This window comes from Streptomyces sp. NPDC059909 (genome assembly GCF_042730885.1).
Lineage (GTDB): Bacteria > Actinomycetota > Actinomycetes > Streptomycetales > Streptomycetaceae > Streptomyces.
In genome coordinates this window covers 19,271-35,444 of record NZ_JBHWKX010000070.1, presented here as the reverse complement: position 1 = coordinate 35,444, position 16,174 = coordinate 19,271, and the positions used below count along the sequence as shown (strand labels likewise).

Sequence of the window (16,174 nt, the reverse complement as noted above, 5' to 3'; positions counted from 1 at the left end):
CCGTCCTCGACCGGGACATCAACGCGGCAGTCAACGTCGCCAAGGCCGCCGGACTGGCGGTGTCGGCCTGTGGAGCGCAGGTAAGACCGGTACTCGTACCGGCGCAGCGCAATGAAGCAGGAACCCACCGAGACGGTCATCCGACCGTGGTAGGAATCCCCGCCCTTTAGGACTCTGTTGGGAAAGGGACGAACCGCTGGCCGTGGGGGCCACTTTGACTCACGGATCCGCAGGTCAAGTGATCCACTCCCAGCCAGAGTGCGAGCCAGGATGTCCGCTCCGTCCTTTTGCCAACGGAGTCCTTTAGGGCGGGGAGCGGAAGTCAAGTGAGCACCGCACAGGCGACGGCGGCGACCAGCACGGAGCACAGGATGGTCATACCGCTCAGTCGCCGCACAAGCAGGTCGTCCCAGCCCTCCCCGTCCCCGGAGAGCCTGCGCAGGGCCGGGGTGAGGGCCCGGCCCGCGCCGAAGCCGAGTCCGGCGGCCAGGGCGGGCGCGTAGGAGCCCCCGGACAGCAGCACCGCCACCGCCAACGCGTACGGGGCGCTCGCCGAGACGTAGGTGCGCACGCCCGTACCGAGCTCGAAGCCGAACTGCAGGGCGCCGCGCGCCAGATGGCGGCGCAGCACGTCCTGTGGTATCTGCCGGGCGTTCTGCGGCAGACGCAGCGTCAGTCTGCCCGCGTCGCGCAGCGCGGCGAGCAGTGCGGCGGCCGCGATCAGCCCTTGCCGCCCGTCGGCCGGGAGCGGTGTGAAGAGACCGGAGAAGAGCCACAGCGCCCCGGCCGTCAGCACTCCGCCGGCCAGCAGGCCGACGGTGAACACACCGAGGACCGCGGCCTGTCTGTACGTTGCCCGCCAACCTGGCGAGGCCAGCGCGAACGCGCTGTTGCGCGTTCAAACGGAGCCGGAGAGCGAGTAGCCGGCCAAGCCACCGGTGATCGCCCAGGTCAGCACGGGGGCGTGAAGGGCGGTGATGATCGCCGCCATCCCCAGGGCCGCCACGGGCAGGGCGGGATCAGTGAGCAGCATGCGTAGGCCACGGGCGCGGCCCTGCCGGGCGGCGGGGAAGCCGGACTCCCCGGAGCTCATCTAGACCGTCCCGGTCAGCGTGCGCCAGGTGTTCTGGCCGACCACGCCGTCTGCAGTCAGGCCGTGCAGGGACTGGAACGAGATGACGGCCTGCCGTGTGAGCGAACCGAAGTTGCCGTCGACCGTCAGTGCGTAGCCGTGCTTGTTGAGCTGCCGCTGGGCGCCGCGTACGGCATTGTTCACGTCTCCTTGGCGTACGGTGACGACCAGTACCGGCCAGGTGGCCGGGCCGACGCTGCCCGTGGGGCTGAGTCCGTTCGCCGACTGGAACTCCTCGACCCGCGCCTCGGTGTCCGGCCCGAAGATGCCGTCGACATCCGTCGGATGACCGTGGTGGGTGAGCAGGTGCTGGACGGTGTGGACGTCGGGCCCGGTGGCGCCGCGGCCGATGGTGGGCCAGCTGATGGAGCCGGGGCAGTCGCAGTCGGTGGTCCAGCGGCAGATGGACTTCACCCAGCCGGAGCCGGTGTTGTGGTACCCGTCGTGGCAGCGCCGCTCGATCCCGCAGCCGCAGCTGCCGCAGGCCGCGCTGTAGCGCCACAGCCAGCCGTCGTAGGTGCCGGCGTAGCACTGGTTCGGCCGCAGCGTCCACGTGACACCGTCCGACTTGTGGAAGCCGGTGTTCGTTCCTGACGTCATGCACGCGTCGGCGTAGACGGTGCTGGGCCCGCAGCCAGGGGAGCAGTTGTGGTCCGCGGCGTAACTCGGGCACGCACCGGTCCAGATGTCGTAGCCGTCCGCGTACGCCTGCCGGGCGGCGGGGAACACCCCCAGCACGGCGAAGCCCGCGGCGGTCGCCGCCTGCAGCACGGTGCGCCTGCGCGGTGCGAAGGACGGCAGGGCCCCGCGTATGGTCCGGGAGCGGCGGCCGACGCTCCCCGACCGGCGCAGCGTGGGCACGTCGTCCAGTGACGTCATCGCAGACTCCTCTGCGTTGCGGGATGGATGTCGTCGAGCAACCGCAGCAGCGCGGTGGGCGAGCCGAGCGGCTCCGAACGCGCGATCCGGCCCTCCGCGTCGATGACCACCGCATAGGGGGTGGCGGGGATGTCGTACGCCGTGAACAGCTCCGGGCGACCACCCCGCACCGGGACGGCGCCTTCACCGGCCTGCGGCGCGGGGCCCGCGTAGAGCCCGAGCACCTGAGGGGCGACGGCGTCGCTCTGACCGTGGTCTTGGCCCTCCTGGCCCTGACCCTGGCCCTGGCGGATCGTCCAGGCTTCGGCCCCGGCGAGCACCTGGACGCAGGTGCTGCAGTCGGCGTCGAGGAACAGCAGCAGCGCGGCGCGGCCCGGCGTCAGGAGGTTGTCGAGCCCGGCCGCGTCGTCCAGCCTGGCCGCGTCGAGCCCGGGCGCCGGTGCGCCGGGTGCGATGCCCACCCGCCCGGGGCGGTTCGGCTGGGCGCGCGACAGCTGGTGCACCTGTCTGACCAGTCCCGAGACGACCAGCGCGAGCAGCGCGATCGCCGCCCACGAGGCGATCAAGGCGCTGGTGGTGAAGTCCATCTCGTCGACACTCCTTCGGCAGTCCGGTGCGGGGTGGCCTCGGTCGGCCGGTGAGCCATGACGGCAGCCGGCTGGTGAACGGCGGCTGCGGCCGGATGGTGAGTAGTGGCTGTGGCCGGCTCGTGCATGGCGGCGGGCAGGGACCACAGCAGCGCGGTGCAGGCAGGAGCCGCGAGCGACAGCGTGACCAGCTCTGCCGCAGAGACCCGTACGGGGCCGGCCCCGGCGAGGACCGCGCCGGCCGCCGCGAGCCCGGCCAGGGCCGCGGCCCGCCGGGTCACCCAGCGGCTCAGGGGCACATCCCGGCGCGAACAGCCGCACGGCCCCCCGCGACCGAGGGCGAGGACGTGCCGCGTGTAGCCGGCGTAGAGCCCGAAGAGGACGGTCGCCGCGGCAAGTACGGCCTGCAGCCCACGCTGGTGACCCGCCAGCAGCGCGGCCGCGCCGGCCGCCCCCAAGGCGCCCTCGGCCCAAGGCACGACGGCGGCCGCGAACCGGCGGAATCGCGGGCCCAGCACGCCGTGCGCCCGCAGCGCCTCGCCCAGGGCGGCGGGACGGGCGGCGTGGGAGACCGCACCCACGAGCAGGCCCAGCGTGACGATCGAGGCGGCCAGTCCGCCGTGGAAGCCGACCACCGCCGGGCTCACCCGGTGCGCCGCAGCGCGAGCCGCCCGACGAGCTCGGGCACCCGCTCGACGGAAGTCGACGCCAACGGCACCACCGTGGCCCAGATCTCGGTGGAGGAGAGCACGAAGAACGGACTGCCGTCGGAGAGCGTGTCGCGGAACAGCTCACCGGACGCGACCGCCACGCCCTTCCACGGCGGAAGCTGGGCGGTGTGCTCCTTCGTCCGCCGGGACAGCTCCAGCAGCCCGAGGCCGGGCACCTCCTTGATCACCGTCGCGGGCCGGGCGAAGGCGCTTCCGGCCGACGGATCGGGCTGGAGAGTGAGCCCGTACGCGCTCTCGGAGATGCCCACCGACCGCAGCAGCCCGAGCACTTCGGCCACGCTCAGCCCGTACAGCCGGGTCACGAGCGCGTGGCGCTCGCCGCGCCACACGACGAGCAACGGCCGCTCCACTAGCCCTGAGCGCGGCTCGCGCTCGATCGACTCGTAGATACGCAGCGTGCCGTTCCGGAAAGTGAGCTCGGAGTCGGGTGCCCCGATGCCGAGGGAAGCGGCGACATCGTCGCCCAATGTGGCCGGCCCGGCGGTGAACTCGACCAGCCGCCCACCGACCACCACCTCGACGGCCGAGGTGCACGGCGCCCGCAGATCGAGGTCGCCCTCCAGGCGGTACGTCCCGCCGTCGAGGGCGCGATGAGTGACGAACGATGCGACCATGTGCATCCTCCTGGGGGCGCGGGGCGGAGCGGCACCGCGGCCGCAGAGCAAGCTAGACAATGGCCATGGACCTGTCAATCCACCAGGATCGCCCGGCGGCAGGGCTGCCTGTCACCGAGGCGCCGGGCGCAGCGTGACGATCTTGCGGAGCAGCGCGCTGGTAAGACCAAGGCCCGCGTTTCGCCGCGTTCCTGGCTCATGCTCGCCATCCCTGTCGGCACGCTCCTGGGCTCTCCGCGGTGCTCATGAGGCCGGACGCCCGCTCGCTTCAGCAGCTGATCGCTGTCACTGCCAAGACGGTCCACAACCACCGGCAGTTCGTACTCCTCGACGAACCAGATCGCATACCGCATGGTCCTCAACGCCGTCCAGAAAGTGAAGGACTCCCTTCGGGCCCGGCCCCATGGCGGCCAAGCTCTCCCTGCGGTCCTACAGGACCCAGTGCCGCGGCCGGGCCCGGCTCAGCGAACCGGGCGCCTGCAAATACTCCAGCCGTGGACCGCGATCTCGCAGCTCAGGGGCGGTGCGGAGCCAGGTACGGCCACCGTTGATCACCGGGGTCCGCCCGCGTCGAGCATGCCTTCGCCCGGATGAAGACCTTCAGGAGCGCAGAGCGTCGACGGGCTCCATGCGGGAGGCCCGAAGTGACGGGTAGAGACCGGCCAGGAGTCCGACGAGGGCTCCGGCGACCGGGGCTCCGAAAGCGAGACGGACGTCCAGAACCGGAGTCCAGTCCCTGATGGCGGAGACGGCCACCACGACGACCATGCCCAGGACGGCGCCGATGACGCCGCCGAGGAGGCCGATGGTCGTCGACTCCACCAGGAACTGGCCGGCGACCTGTCGTCGCGAGGCGCCGAGGGCGCGGCGCAGTCCGATCTCCCCGATCCGCTCCATGACCGTCACCAGGGTCACGTTGGCGATGCCGATGGCCCCGACCACCAGGGAGACCAGCCCGAGTACCAGGAACAGGCCGTTGACGTCGCCCTGTACTCCCTTGCGTGCCTTGGTCGGGTCGGGCGGTGCGGTGACGACGAGCGCGTCCTCGGCTCCGGGAGCCAGCGCGATCGGTGCCTGGTGGGCGACCTGCTTCGCCGCGCCGAGCGCGGTGTTGATCACTACCCGGGTCACCACTCGGAGGCCCAGCTGGTCCGAGGCTGTCGTGGGCGGCAGGATCACCGCGGTGGAGACCTGCTGTTCCCGTTCGGCTCCGCCGAGAATTCCGATCACGGTATAGGACTGGCCCTTCAGAAAGACCGCGGGGGAGTCCTGAACCGAGTTGATGCCGAGGAGGCGTGCGGCCTGGTCGCCGAGCACCGCCACCCGGTCGTGCCGGGCGATGTCCCCGTCGTCGAAGAACCGCCCGGCGGTCATCTTGCCGCGCACCGCGGCGGGCAGCGTGGGGGACGTGGCGAGGACAGCCATGGTCTGGCCGGTGACCTCACCGGGAGCGACCACGTCGTTCGCGCGTACCTGGACGCTCGCGGTCTGCTGGGAGTCGGCGACTGCGGCCGCCGAATCGACCCCGGCCAGCCGCCGGACCGCGTCGACGCCTGACCAGTCCACGAGCGGGACGGGGTCGGCCGACGGGGGCGGCGGGGGTACCACCACGGTGACCGATGTGGCGGTGAGCGCGTCGAAGCGGCCGACGATCTGGTTGCCCGCCGTGGCCGAGACTCCGATGGTGATGACCAGGGTGGTGATGCCCAGAACCGTGCCCAGGGTGGTCAGGGCGGAGCGCACCGGACGGGCGAGCACCCCTGCCAGCGCCTCGGTCCACAGGTCCCTGAAGTCCATCCAGGGACGCTCGATGACCCTGGCCTTGCGGCGGCGCCGTACACGTCCCCGCCGAGCCGGGTGCCGTCCGCCGGTGGACCCGCCGGCGATCGGCGGGTCCACCGGGTCTGCCGGGTCCACCGGGTCTGTCGGATCCACCGGGGCCGCCGGCTCCAGGACGCGCGCTCGGGCCCTCATCGGCTCTCCTCGGTGAGCCGTCCGTCGCTGATCGTTACCCGCCTGTCGGCCCGCATGCTGACCGCCTCCTCATGGGTGATCACGACCAGGGTCATGCCCTGCTCGCTCAGCTGGTCGAAGAGGTCCAGCACCGATTCGGTGTTCTCACTGTCGAGGTTGCCGGTGGGCTCGTCGCAGAGCAGCAGAGCGGGCTCGCTCATCAGCGCCCGGGCGATCGCCACACGCTGCCTCTCACCACCGGACAGCCTGTCCGGCCGGAAGCCGGCCCGGTGCGCCAAGCCCACTCGTTCCAGCGCCTCCTTGGCCCTGGTGCGGCGGCCGGCGCGGCCGCGCCCGGGGCGCGGCCGTCGGTAGGCCTCTGCCAGCATGACGTTCTCGTCCACCGTCCGGTAGGGCAGCAGATGGAAGGACTGGAAGACGAATCCGATCCGGCTGCCGCGCAGTGAGGTGCGCTCCAGGTCGCCGAGCGCGTTGGTCTCCACCCCGTCGAGCCAGTAAGTGCCCGAGGTGGGGCTGTCCAGCAGTCCCAGGGTGTTGAGCAGCGTCGACTTGCCGGAACCGGACGGTCCGACGATCGACAGGTGCTCGCCGCGCCGGACGGCCAGGTTCACGTCCCGCAGGGCATGCACCGGCGGCTCGGAGTCGAAGGTCCGGTCGACGGAGACCAGTTGGATGACGGTGTCCGCGTCGGGCACGAAAGACGCCGGGACGACGGACGCCGGGACGACGGACGCCGGGACGACGGACGCCGGCAGGCCGGTCATTGCCCGACCACCACCTGATCGCCCACCGTCAGCGCGTCACCGGACGGCGTGACCTCCACCTGCCCCTCAGCGGAAAGACCCGCCTTGACAGGGACCTTCACCACTGTGGTCCCACGCCGGACCCGCACCGTGGCCTGCCCGTCGGCCGAGGTGTGGAGCGCGGCGATGGGCACCGTCAACACGTCACCGTTCGACGAACCCACCTCGATGGTCACCTTCGCGGACCTGTTGGCGTTCTCGGTCAGCTTCCCCGGCGGGATGGAGATACGCACCGGTACCGGAGCCGAGGCATCACCGCTCCCGCCGTCCGGTGTTTCCGGTGCGTTCTTGTCGTCCCCCGCGTCGTTCTTCGGCACATCGTCGCCGAGTGCGACCAGCCGCCCCTCCACCTCCTCGCCGTCGGGGGTCTCCACCCGCGCCGTCATGCCCTTGCGGAGCAAGGTGGCGTCGCTGCCCGGCACCACGGCCTGCACCACCACCTCGGAGCTGGTCACCGTGCCGACCGATCCGGACGGGGTGTCACCGATCTTCACGGACACCTTGTCCAACCGGGCCGGAAGATCCGGCAGAAAGACGATCTCACCTGCGGGGATCTTGGTTCCGTAGCCGACCCGGAAGGCGGAGAGCGCGGCGTTGGCCGCGTTCAACTGCTGCTGTGCTGCCCTGAGCTGCAGCCTTCCTTCTTCACCACCGGTGCCGGCATCGCCGCCGGAGTCCTCGGAGCCGCTGCCGGAATTCTGTGCCGCAAGGAGGGCCTGCTGCGCGGTGGTCACAGCGGCTTCCAACGTCCCCAGCTGCTGCCTGTCCGCGAAAGAGGGCTCCTGCGCGTGAAAGCCCTTGCTCGTGTACCAGCGGCTCACCGCCGCGGCGTCCCCCTGCCCGTACGTCCCCGTGGATCCACCGGTGTTGAAGCCGAGCCGGCCCAGGGCCCGCTCGAGTTGCTTGACGTCGTCTCCGGACGCGCCGGGACCCAGCGTGCGGTACATCGGAACGGATCCCCGCAGCACCAGAACCGGTCGGCCGCTCACCTGCATCAGCACGTCGCCCTCCTTCACCTCCGCCCCGGCGACCGGTGCCTTGGTAACCCGCTGGACGACGGCGTCGCCGGCCCCGGAATCCCCGGAGCCGGAATCCGGGGGGCCGACGGGCCCGGCCAGGGCGAGCTTCCGCGGTGACGCGTACTCCACCGAGCCCTGGGCGATCACACTCGCGGTCAGCGACCGCCGCTCGACCGCGACGGTGACCGGTCCGGCCTTCGGCGGCCGGTGTGCGGCAGCCGCGTCCGCCGGCGACTGCATCTGCGATCCGGCGAACCAGCCGCCCACTCCCACCAGCCCCACCCCGGCAACGATGATCCCCAACTGCTTGGGCCGGCTGTTCACCCGATTGCGGCGCCTCACCCGACACCACCGCCACCGCTGGTCGGGGCCTTGAAGAACTTCGGGAAGTAGGCGGCCCGGAATTCCCTGCCGCACTCCAGGTCCTGCATCGCCAGCTCGATGTCCCTGGTGAGCAGCGGCAGAGCCTCGTCCTTACTCATGGTTTCCATGGGGGTCCCGTCGGGGTTCACCACGCTGGCGTCGGTGCCGGGGGCAGCGGACCTGAGCGCGTGGAACTTCACCATTTCGTGGATGTCGGTCGGTTGCGTGGTCGTGACGGGGATGCCGTGCCCCTTCAGGCACGAGGCGTACGACTGCGCCAGAGCGACCAGCTTGGGGTCACCGTTGAGCGCCTGCCCGTTCGCCTTGTTCCGTGCCGTGGTCTGGGCGCCTATCTCCTGGGACGACGTGGTGCCGTAGACCTCCTTTCTGGCCGACTTCAGGCAACCGTCCGGCCACTCACCGCCGGCCTTCGCCTCCTGGCCCGGGACTCCCATCGCCTTGTCGTAGGCGGTCTTCTGCGCGGAAGTGAGTGAGGCGACGTACTTCCCGTTGGCCGTGTCGGCCGCATCGTCCAGGGGCATCCCGCCGCCCTGTGCCTGGGGATCGTTGGGATAGACGATCTTGGCGTAGATTCCGAAGCCGTACTTCTGCCGGTACTTCTTGGTCAGCTTGTAGTCCAGCCCGTCGTCGGTCCAGGAGTCCACGGGATCCACGGGGGCTACGGGGGTGTAGATGAACCCCTGCTTCTTCATGCAGGCCGCGATCGCGTTCTGGGTGAGGTACTGCTCCTTGAGGCTTGCGCTGGCGTCCGCGGGAACGTCGAGTTGCTCCGACGACCCGGCCGAGGACTTCCCGCCGCCGGCCGAGGGCTTCCCGCCGTCCGCCGAGTCAGATGCCGTGCCGCAGGCCGTCAGGAGCGGCAGCAGACTCACCGCGACGGCCAGTTTCCGAACAGTGCGGGATCCAGACATGCTCTTCCAATCGATCGAGAGGGTGGGTGTCGCGTGAAAGCCAGGGGGAGCCGCGGAATCGTGGGCGGTGTGGGCTCTGCCCACACCGACAGCACCGGCGCACCGGGAACACGGCACCGCGAGCGTCTGATCGTCTTCACGACCACGGGACGCCGTCACTGAGTTCGAGACTGGTGTCCGCAGGTGATCGCCGTTGGCTCGAACGATGACCAAGCTGTAACAGCCGGTTCTGGGCGCGGTGTGAACCACAGGTGGCCACGGCGCGTCCAAGCTGCCTTCCGTAACCGATGGGAGGGTTGGTCGGCGCCGATTCACTGCACGCGCGGCCCGGTGACGAAGTGACCGTTCTCGTCGTAGGGCCAGGCGTTGGCGATGCATCCGTGCAGGCCCTTGATCTGCTGCATCATCACGGGGGCCAGTTGGCCGGGGCCCGCGCAGGTCGTGTGCGTGTAGCCCAGGAAGTGCCCCATCTCGTGGTTGATGATCAGCGCCCGGTAGTCATGGATCGGACCGTCGAAGGTGGGCGAGCCCTTGACCCAGCGCTTGAGGTTCACCACGACCCCACCGGGGACCTCGCAGTTGTATTCGCCTTGGGTGTTCTGGTGGATGCCCGCCCAGCACAGGGCGTCCGCCGTCCCCGGTGTCGCGATCGTCACCGTGAGGTCGTGGGGCTGTCCCGCGCTCACCAACTGGAACGAGTAGGCAGGGTTGTGGATCCAGCCCCGGGGGGCGGCGAGTATGTCGGCGATCTCGTCCGCCGCTTGGGTCGGCGAGATGTCGAGGCCGGTCTCGACCTTCACCACGTACCGGAGTGGACGCGGACCGTGACCGACCTTCGCGCCACTGGCCTGCGCGGTGACGAACGTGCCGGCGCCCGTCGAGGGGACGTCGATCTCGGTGGGCGTCGGGGTTGGGGTGGGCGTCGGAGTGGGCGTGGGCGTGGGGGTGATGGGTGCCACGCTCCGCGGGTGCGGCGCACCGCTCGACGCGTCGCTTCGCCCACCGTCCAGGAAGAACGCCGCGGAGCCGAGCAGGCCCGCGGCCACCAGCGTGCCGACCAGGTACCTCCGGCCCCGGCGGCGCGGACGGCCCCGGCGGTGCGAGGACCGGTGACGGCCACCGCGGTGGGAGGCCACGGCGCTGCCAGTGCTCGATGCGTATTCCCGCTGTCGTGCCGAATGCATGGCAACTCAAACTGGTCATTTCAGATGATCGCCATGAGTTCGAACAATCACGAACCGATAACGAGCGGTCGCTCGGCCGGTTCAGGGTTGCCCGCCCGGCGGCACGCCGATGTGACCCTTCCGTAACAGCTCCCGAGAGGGGCTCGTTCGCAGGCCGGCGACCGAACGCGATCTGCTTACACTGTCGAAGTGCCACGAGTCCTTATTGTCGAAGACGACCCAGATGTCCGTAAGGCCGTCCAGCTGGGGCTGCGACACCAGGGGCATGACGTCTTCGCCGCCGGAACGGGTGAAGAGGGATTGGAACAGCTCCACCACTTCCATCCGGACGTCGTCGTACTCGACCTCATGCTGCCCGGCATGTCCGGCCTCGACGTATGCCGGCGGATCAGGGATCGCGACCAGGTGCCGATCATCATGGTGACCGCCAAGGGCGACGACATCGACGTGGTCGTGGGGCTGGAGGCCGGCGCGGACGACTACGTGGTCAAGCCCGTGCAGGCCCGGGTGCTCGACGCGCGAATACGGGCCGTACTGCGCAGGCAGGACGCGTCGGTCTCCGACGCTGTCCGGCCCAGGGCGGAGTCGCACGGCGAGCTGGTCATCGACCGGGCCGGGCTCGTGGTGACACACCGTGGTGAACCCGTCGCGCTCGCCCCCTCCGAGCTTCGGCTGCTGCTGACCCTGTCGGCCTCGCCCGGACAGGTGTTCAGCCGCCAGCAGCTGCTGGAAGCGGTCTGGGAGCACAGCTACTACGGCGACATACGGCTCGTGGACGCCTGTGTGAAGCGATTGCGCGGCAAGCTCGGTGAGCTGGGCGGGGATCCCCGGTACATCCAGACCGTACGCGGCTTCGGTTACCGCTTCGGTTCCCCGTGAGCGGCCAGAGATCCGTACGGGCACGCAAGCACGTACGCAAGCGCGAGGCCGTCGCAGCCGGGCAGGCCCCCAGGCCGGCGAGATTTTATCAGGCGGTCCTGGCGAAGGTCCCGCTTCCGCTGCGGGGCCTGCGCTCCCGCCTGGTGGTGGCCTTCGTCCTGGTGGCCATGGCCAGCGCCCTGAGCACCGGAGCCGTCGCCTTCCGGGAGGCGCGCACGGGGGTCCTGCAGCAGAGCCAGGACTCCGTCATCCGGCAGTTCCGGACGAGCGTCAACGCCTCTGTCCACCTTCCCCCGGCGCCGAGTCAGGAGCACGTGCAGAAGGCCTTGCATGTGTCGGTGCAGGGGGTACTCAACGCCAACCAGTCACAAGGATGGCGGGTACTGGCCACGTACGGCAGCCTCCGCGCCTTTGCGCCGAGTGCCGACTTCGACAAGCTCAGCCCGGAGCTGCGCCGGTCCGTGGAAACCAAACGCGCCGCGGTGTTCCAGAGGGTGAACGCCGACGGGCATCCCTATCTCGTCGTCGGAATGCCGGTCACGTACAACAGCGGCGAAGGCACGGAGTCCAGGCTCTCGGGGATGGCGATGTACCTGGTGGTGCCGCAGAACACCGAACAGGCCTACGTCGAAGCGATGGTCAGCGCCATCCAGCACGCCACCCTGGTGGCACTGGGCCTCGCCGTCGTCCTCGCGCTGCTGGCCGCGAGCGGCGTACTCCGTCCCGTACGGGCGTTGCGCCGGGCGACACGCCGGATGGCCGAGGGGCACCTCGACGTCCGGCTGGCCGTCAACGGTTCCGACGAACTGGCCGACCTCTCACGGTCCTTCAACCATACGGCGGCAGCCCTGGAGCTCTCGGTCGCGGAGTTGCGCCGCCTGGAGGCCCAGGCGCGCCGCTTCGTCGCAGACGTCTCCCACGAACTGCGGACGCCGCTGGCGGCGATGTCCGCGGTCACCGACGTGCTGGACGCGAACGCGCTGCACTTGAACCGGGATACCGGCGAGGCGTTGCGGCTCATCAGTGAGGGAACCAGCCGGCTGAGCGCGCTGGTGAACGACCTGATGGAGATCTCCCGCTTCGACGCGGGCGCGGCCGAACTCAGCCTGGACGAGATCGACCTGGCCGAGTTCGTACAGCACACCCTCGCCGCTCGGGGGTGGCAGGGCCAGGTGGAGACCCACCTGCCCCGGCCGGGTGTGCTCCGGACGCGCGTGGACCCGCGCCGGCTCGACGTGGTGATGGCCAATCTGGTCGGCAACGCGCTGCGGCACGGGGCACCGCCGGTGCGGCTGGCCATGGAAGTGAGAGAGGAGCGAGCGGACGTGGCGTGGGCCGTCATCGAGGTGACCGACAACGGACCGGGCATCGCCAAGGAAGCCATGCCACACATCTTCGAGCGCTTCTACAAGGCGAGCACCACACGGACCAGAAGCGAGAGCAGCGGACTGGGCCTGGCCATCACGGCGGAGAACGTACACCTGCACGGAGGACGCATCAGCGTCGCCAACCGTCCCGGGGGCGGAGCGGTGTTCACGGTCGAACTCCCCCTGCACCGCGACATCGCAGCCGCCGACCACGATTCCCCCGCGGGTGCCCGATGAAACGCTCGCGCGTGACGGCGCTGCCGGTCGGGCTCGCGGCCGCGCTCACGCTGACGGCGTGCGGAGTCCCCCCGTCCGACGTCATCGAGGCCGGCGAACCGGCGAGCGTCGTGTTCTCCCCCGATCCGAAGCCCTCGGTGCCGGGCGTCGTCTCCCTCTATTTCCTGGACGACGGTGATCTGACGGCCTATCCCCGCAAGATCGACGATCCTGCGGACCTCAGGACCGTCGTGGGCCGGCTGTTCGGCGGACCGACGACAAGCGAGGCCGTGACGGCCACCACGGAGCTGCCCCGCCTGACGAATACACCGGACGTGACGGCCGGCAGCGGCAACGGCGTCTCCATCAAGCTCCCCAATGATGTCGCTCCCCTCAGCCATCCGGCCATGCTGCAGTTGGCGTGCACCGTGGCTCACGTGAGTGGGTCGTTTGCCGCGGTGCCCGCGGACGCGCATCGGGACGGCGTCCTTGCGGCTCCTCCCGTCAATGCGCAACGCTCCCCCTCACACACGAGCGTCCATGTGCTCGGGGACGGATGGTCGATGACGCAGTCGGCCGACTCGTGTCCCGACCCTCCGCAGCCGTAGGAGGGGCCCGGGCACGGCCCCGGAACATGGAGGCTGCTTCCTGCTCCGGAGCCGAAGAGGCGCCTATACCTACGTAATCGAGGCGCCACACTGCCACGGCCCTCTTCAAGGACTGGACATACGCCGCCCGCGCCGTCGCCAGCGCGCCCCCAAGAGCCTCGCCCGGCAGATCCGCATCACCGGTGAAACATCCCAACCACACGGTCCAGACCCGAGCCCTGCATGCCTACCTGCGCCGGCGCAACAACAACGCCCGCCACCCCGACGTGCCGGCCGCCGGTTCTCCCGACCGCCGCCCACCCCTCCCGGCGGCGCCGCCGGGAGGACGGCCGCCGTGACGTCCAACGCGGCGTCGACGGGCTCGCTCCGATCCGCGCTGGTGTGTGCCGAAGCCGCGGGTGGCGGTGGCTCCGCAAGGGGAAGCGCGCTCGGGTTCAGCCCGATGTGGGAGGCCTGAGTGCCTATTCTTCGAAGCCCTGGCAGGTCTAAGCTCGGCAGATGACCTTGGAATGGGAACAGGTAATTGTTCACTCGGTAGATCCGGTGGCCTTGGGGCAGTGGTGGGCTACGGCTCTTGGTTGGGTTGTGGTCCACTCCTCTGATGAGGAGTTCGAGATCCGCCCGGAGCCGGATCGCCTACCGGGGTTGGACTTCGTCCGGCTTGATGAGAGCAAGAAGGCTAAGAGCCGACTGCATCTCGACTTCAGGCCTGATGACCAAGACGCCGAGGTGGCTCGTCTGGTGGCTCATGGCGCACAGCGTGTTGATATTGGCCAGGGTGATCAATCGTGGGTTGTGTTGGCAGACCCCGAAGGTAACGAGTTCTGTGTCCTAGGCCAGCGGCGTCAGTAAGGCTCACGCCTGGGTCGGGTCGATGGTGAAGCGCTCGGGGTGGGCGGCGCGGACGTAGTGGATCGCGGTGTGCGAGGTGATTCCGAACAAGCGCATCAGCCGGACCGGGTCCGCGTCTCTCGTGCCTCGTCGAGGAACCGGTCCTGCCGAAGCCGTGTGAAGGTGATCCCGACGCGGTCGCGGAGCGCTTGGAAGTTGGAAATGCCGACGGCGGGCCGGTCGACGCGCATGGCGGTGATGGGGCTGACGATCAGATGCGGGTTCTCAGTGGCCAGCGGCGATGGCGCTCGACCAGCCAGTCCTTGACCAGCTGCAGGGCGAACTCGTCCAAGCAGACCTCGTGGTCGAGCCGGTTCGGTCTGCGGATCCGCAGACGTCCTGTCGATCGGTTGCGCAGCAGGTCCACCCAGGAGTCGGACGCCTGTCGTTCACCCGCGGCGCCTTCACCTCGACCACGCCGGCCGCGGTGGTGACCTTCCGGGGCCGGTGGTAGCCGTTGCGCACCACCAGGCGACGGCCGCGCTCATCGCGCTCGTCGACCAACTCGGCTATATAAGCGTTGACTTCGACCTCCAGCGCGACGGCCAGCATCCGCCTGGCGCCTGCCCGGACGATCTCGTCGATCAGAGCGGAGCCGTTGGCGGTGGTGCCGTCGTCGTTCACTACGCTAAGCAGGAACGTGCCTTCCCGGCCGGTGCTGTGAACACCGGTCTTGCTCGGTGATCTATCGATCAATCAACCGGGAAGGTATGTCCTCCCCGAGCCGATCCACAGGTCTTGAGTATTGCTCCAGAGCGCCTGCACGAAGGCGAGAGGGGACCAGCAGACCGGCTGGTGCGATGATGGCGACGAACGCAAATGGCTGATCAAAGGGGTCGCTGTGGCCGTCTACGAGCTAGCGGACCGGCTTGTCATCGGAATCGCCTCCAGTGCTCTTTTCGACCTGACCGAGTCGGACGCCGTGTTCCGGGAGCAGGGCGAAGAGAGCTACCGCGCCTACCAGGAAGAGCATCTGGACGAAACACTCCGTCCCGGGGTCGCGTTCCCGTTCATCCGCCGACTGCTGTCGCTGAACGACCTGGAAAAGGAGGGTGACCCGCTGGTCGAGGTCATCGTTCTGTCCCGCAACGACCCCGACACCGGACTTCGCGTCATGAGATCCATAAAGGCGCACGGTCTGTCGATAAGCCGGGCCATCTTCATGCAGGGCCGGTCGCCCCACAAATTCATGCCGGCACTCAACATGTCCCTGTTCCTGTCGGCGAACGAGCGCGATGTTCGCGAGGCCGTCCTGGCGGGATTGCCCGCAGGCCACGTCCTGGGCGCGCCGCATGAAGACGACACTGAGGACGGCGACCTGCGGATCTCCTTCGACTTCGACGGAGTCCTGGCCACCGACGCATCAGAGCAGGTGTATCAGGCAGGCGGGATAGAGGAATTCCGCACCCACGAGGTGACGAACGCCGCTGTCCCGCACGACGCGGGACCGTTGAAGGAATTTCTGGCCAACATCAACCGAATCCAGCGGCGAGAGGAGAAGGAACGCCGGAAGAACGCCGACTACCGGATCCGTCTCCATGTTTCCCTCGTCACAGCGCGCGCCGCCCCCGCTCACGAGCGGGCAGTGATGAGCCTGAAGCAATGGGGGGTGACGGTCAACGACGCGTTCTTCCTCGGCGGGATCAACAAGGGCGAGATCATGAAGGTCCTCAAGCCGCACATCTTCTTCGACGACCAGCAAAGTCACGTGGCGAGCACCTCGCAAACGACACCGAGCGTGCACGTGCCCTTCGGAAAGCTCAACGAGCAGGCCGCCTCGCAACACCAGCCCGAATCCTGACCGTTCCCAAGATCAGCCAGCAGAATCGGCTGCGACGCGCGCCGAGTACCCGCGGTCAGTGTGTACCTCCTGCCTCGGTGTTCGGAACTGCCACCTGGGGGGCTCGTTCGTCGCGATGAGGGGATGCCGAGGCTCTGGCGCATCCTCTGGGCCGGGCAAGGGCGGTGTTGTTGGGGGAGGGACGGGTCTCTGAC

16 protein-coding genes and 1 pseudogene are annotated in these 16,174 nt (G+C 69.4%); 5 read left to right on the top strand and 12 right to left on the bottom strand.

Annotated elements, in window-relative coordinates; all coding sequences use genetic code 11:
* Positions 1 to 322: 322 nt before the first annotated feature.
* The 11 genes from ACFV9O_RS32505 to ACFV9O_RS32455 all read right to left on the bottom strand — a co-directional run bounded on the left by ACFV9O_RS32505 (position 323) and on the right by ACFV9O_RS32455 (position 10,218).
* On the bottom strand, positions 323 to 826 hold the full coding sequence (locus ACFV9O_RS32505; RefSeq protein ID WP_385424231.1) for a hypothetical protein: 504 nt from the start codon (positions 824 to 826) through the stop codon (positions 323 to 325).
* Positions 827 to 898: 72 nt separating this feature from the next.
* Complete coding sequence (locus ACFV9O_RS32500; protein ID WP_385424229.1) at positions 899 to 1,093, bottom strand: hypothetical protein; 195 nt, start codon at positions 1,091 to 1,093, stop codon at positions 899 to 901.
* Entirely contained in the window at positions 1,094 to 2,011 is a 918-nt protein-coding gene (locus ACFV9O_RS32495) for a peptidoglycan-binding protein (RefSeq protein WP_385424226.1), read from the bottom strand.
* Complete coding sequence (locus ACFV9O_RS32490) at positions 2,008 to 2,598, bottom strand: hypothetical protein (RefSeq protein ID WP_385424223.1); 591 nt, start codon at positions 2,596 to 2,598, stop codon at positions 2,008 to 2,010. The genes ACFV9O_RS32495 and ACFV9O_RS32490 overlap by 4 nt, the downstream gene beginning before the upstream one ends.
* Positions 2,574 to 3,245: a MauE/DoxX family redox-associated membrane protein gene (locus ACFV9O_RS32485; RefSeq protein WP_385424220.1), complete on the bottom strand. Its 672-nt coding sequence runs from the start codon at positions 3,243 to 3,245 to the stop codon at positions 2,574 to 2,576. Before ACFV9O_RS32485 ends, ACFV9O_RS32490 begins: the two co-directional genes overlap by 25 nt.
* Entirely contained in the window at positions 3,242 to 3,943 is a 702-nt protein-coding gene (locus ACFV9O_RS32480) for a hypothetical protein (protein WP_385424217.1), read from the bottom strand. Before ACFV9O_RS32480 ends, ACFV9O_RS32485 begins: the two co-directional genes overlap by 4 nt.
* A 600-nt stretch (positions 3,944 to 4,543) precedes the next feature.
* Positions 4,544 to 5,917, bottom strand: coding sequence for an ABC transporter permease (locus tag ACFV9O_RS32475; protein WP_385424214.1), 1,374 nt, complete (start codon positions 5,915 to 5,917; stop codon positions 4,544 to 4,546).
* Positions 5,914 to 6,681 (bottom strand): ABC transporter ATP-binding protein, encoded by a 768-nt coding sequence (locus tag ACFV9O_RS32470; RefSeq protein ID WP_385424211.1) that lies wholly within the window; start codon positions 6,679 to 6,681, stop codon positions 5,914 to 5,916. Before ACFV9O_RS32470 ends, ACFV9O_RS32475 begins: the two co-directional genes overlap by 4 nt.
* Positions 6,678 to 8,063 carry a Tat pathway signal protein gene (locus ACFV9O_RS32465; RefSeq protein WP_385424208.1) on the bottom strand — a complete coding sequence of 462 codons (1,386 nt, stop codon included), beginning with the start codon at positions 8,061 to 8,063 and terminating at the stop codon, positions 6,678 to 6,680. Before ACFV9O_RS32465 ends, ACFV9O_RS32470 begins: the two co-directional genes overlap by 4 nt.
* Before the next feature lie 14 nt (positions 8,064 to 8,077).
* The gene (locus tag ACFV9O_RS32460) at positions 8,078 to 8,995 is read right to left on the bottom strand and encodes a hypothetical protein (protein ID WP_385424206.1); all 918 of its coding nucleotides are present in this window, start codon (positions 8,993 to 8,995) and stop codon (positions 8,078 to 8,080) included.
* 350 nt (positions 8,996 to 9,345) lie between these two features.
* Positions 9,346 to 10,218, bottom strand: coding sequence for a DUF3152 domain-containing protein (locus ACFV9O_RS32455; RefSeq protein WP_385424203.1), 873 nt, complete (start codon positions 10,216 to 10,218; stop codon positions 9,346 to 9,348).
* 189 nt (positions 10,219 to 10,407) lie between these two features.
* Here ACFV9O_RS32455 and ACFV9O_RS32450 point away from each other — a divergent pair, with 189 nt between their 5' ends.
* The 4 genes from ACFV9O_RS32450 to ACFV9O_RS32435 all read left to right on the top strand — a co-directional run bounded on the left by ACFV9O_RS32450 (position 10,408) and on the right by ACFV9O_RS32435 (position 14,140).
* Positions 10,408 to 11,097: a response regulator gene (locus ACFV9O_RS32450; protein ID WP_385424201.1), complete on the top strand. Its 690-nt coding sequence runs from the start codon at positions 10,408 to 10,410 to the stop codon at positions 11,095 to 11,097.
* A gap of 167 nt (positions 11,098 to 11,264) precedes the next feature.
* Positions 11,265 to 12,701: a sensor histidine kinase gene (locus tag ACFV9O_RS32445; RefSeq protein ID WP_385424240.1), complete on the top strand. Its 1,437-nt coding sequence runs from the start codon at positions 11,265 to 11,267 to the stop codon at positions 12,699 to 12,701.
* Positions 12,698 to 13,288, top strand: coding sequence for a hypothetical protein (locus ACFV9O_RS32440; protein ID WP_385424198.1), 591 nt, complete (start codon positions 12,698 to 12,700; stop codon positions 13,286 to 13,288). The genes ACFV9O_RS32445 and ACFV9O_RS32440 overlap by 4 nt, the downstream gene beginning before the upstream one ends.
* A 498-nt stretch (positions 13,289 to 13,786) precedes the next feature.
* Positions 13,787 to 14,140, top strand: a complete 354-nt coding sequence (locus ACFV9O_RS32435) for a VOC family protein (RefSeq protein ID WP_385424196.1) — start codon at positions 13,787 to 13,789, stop codon at positions 14,138 to 14,140.
* Between the two features lie 417 nt (positions 14,141 to 14,557).
* Here ACFV9O_RS32435 and ACFV9O_RS32430 read toward each other — a convergent pair.
* Positions 14,558 to 14,815: pseudogene (locus ACFV9O_RS32430) on the bottom strand (transposase); the annotation flags it as partial.
* Positions 14,816 to 15,020: 205 nt separating this feature from the next.
* On the opposite strand from ACFV9O_RS32430, the gene ACFV9O_RS32425 reads away from it, so the two are divergent.
* Positions 15,021 to 15,980: a 5'-nucleotidase gene (locus tag ACFV9O_RS32425; RefSeq protein ID WP_385424193.1), complete on the top strand. Its 960-nt coding sequence runs from the start codon at positions 15,021 to 15,023 to the stop codon at positions 15,978 to 15,980.
* The last annotated feature ends 194 nt before the right edge of the window (positions 15,981 to 16,174 follow it).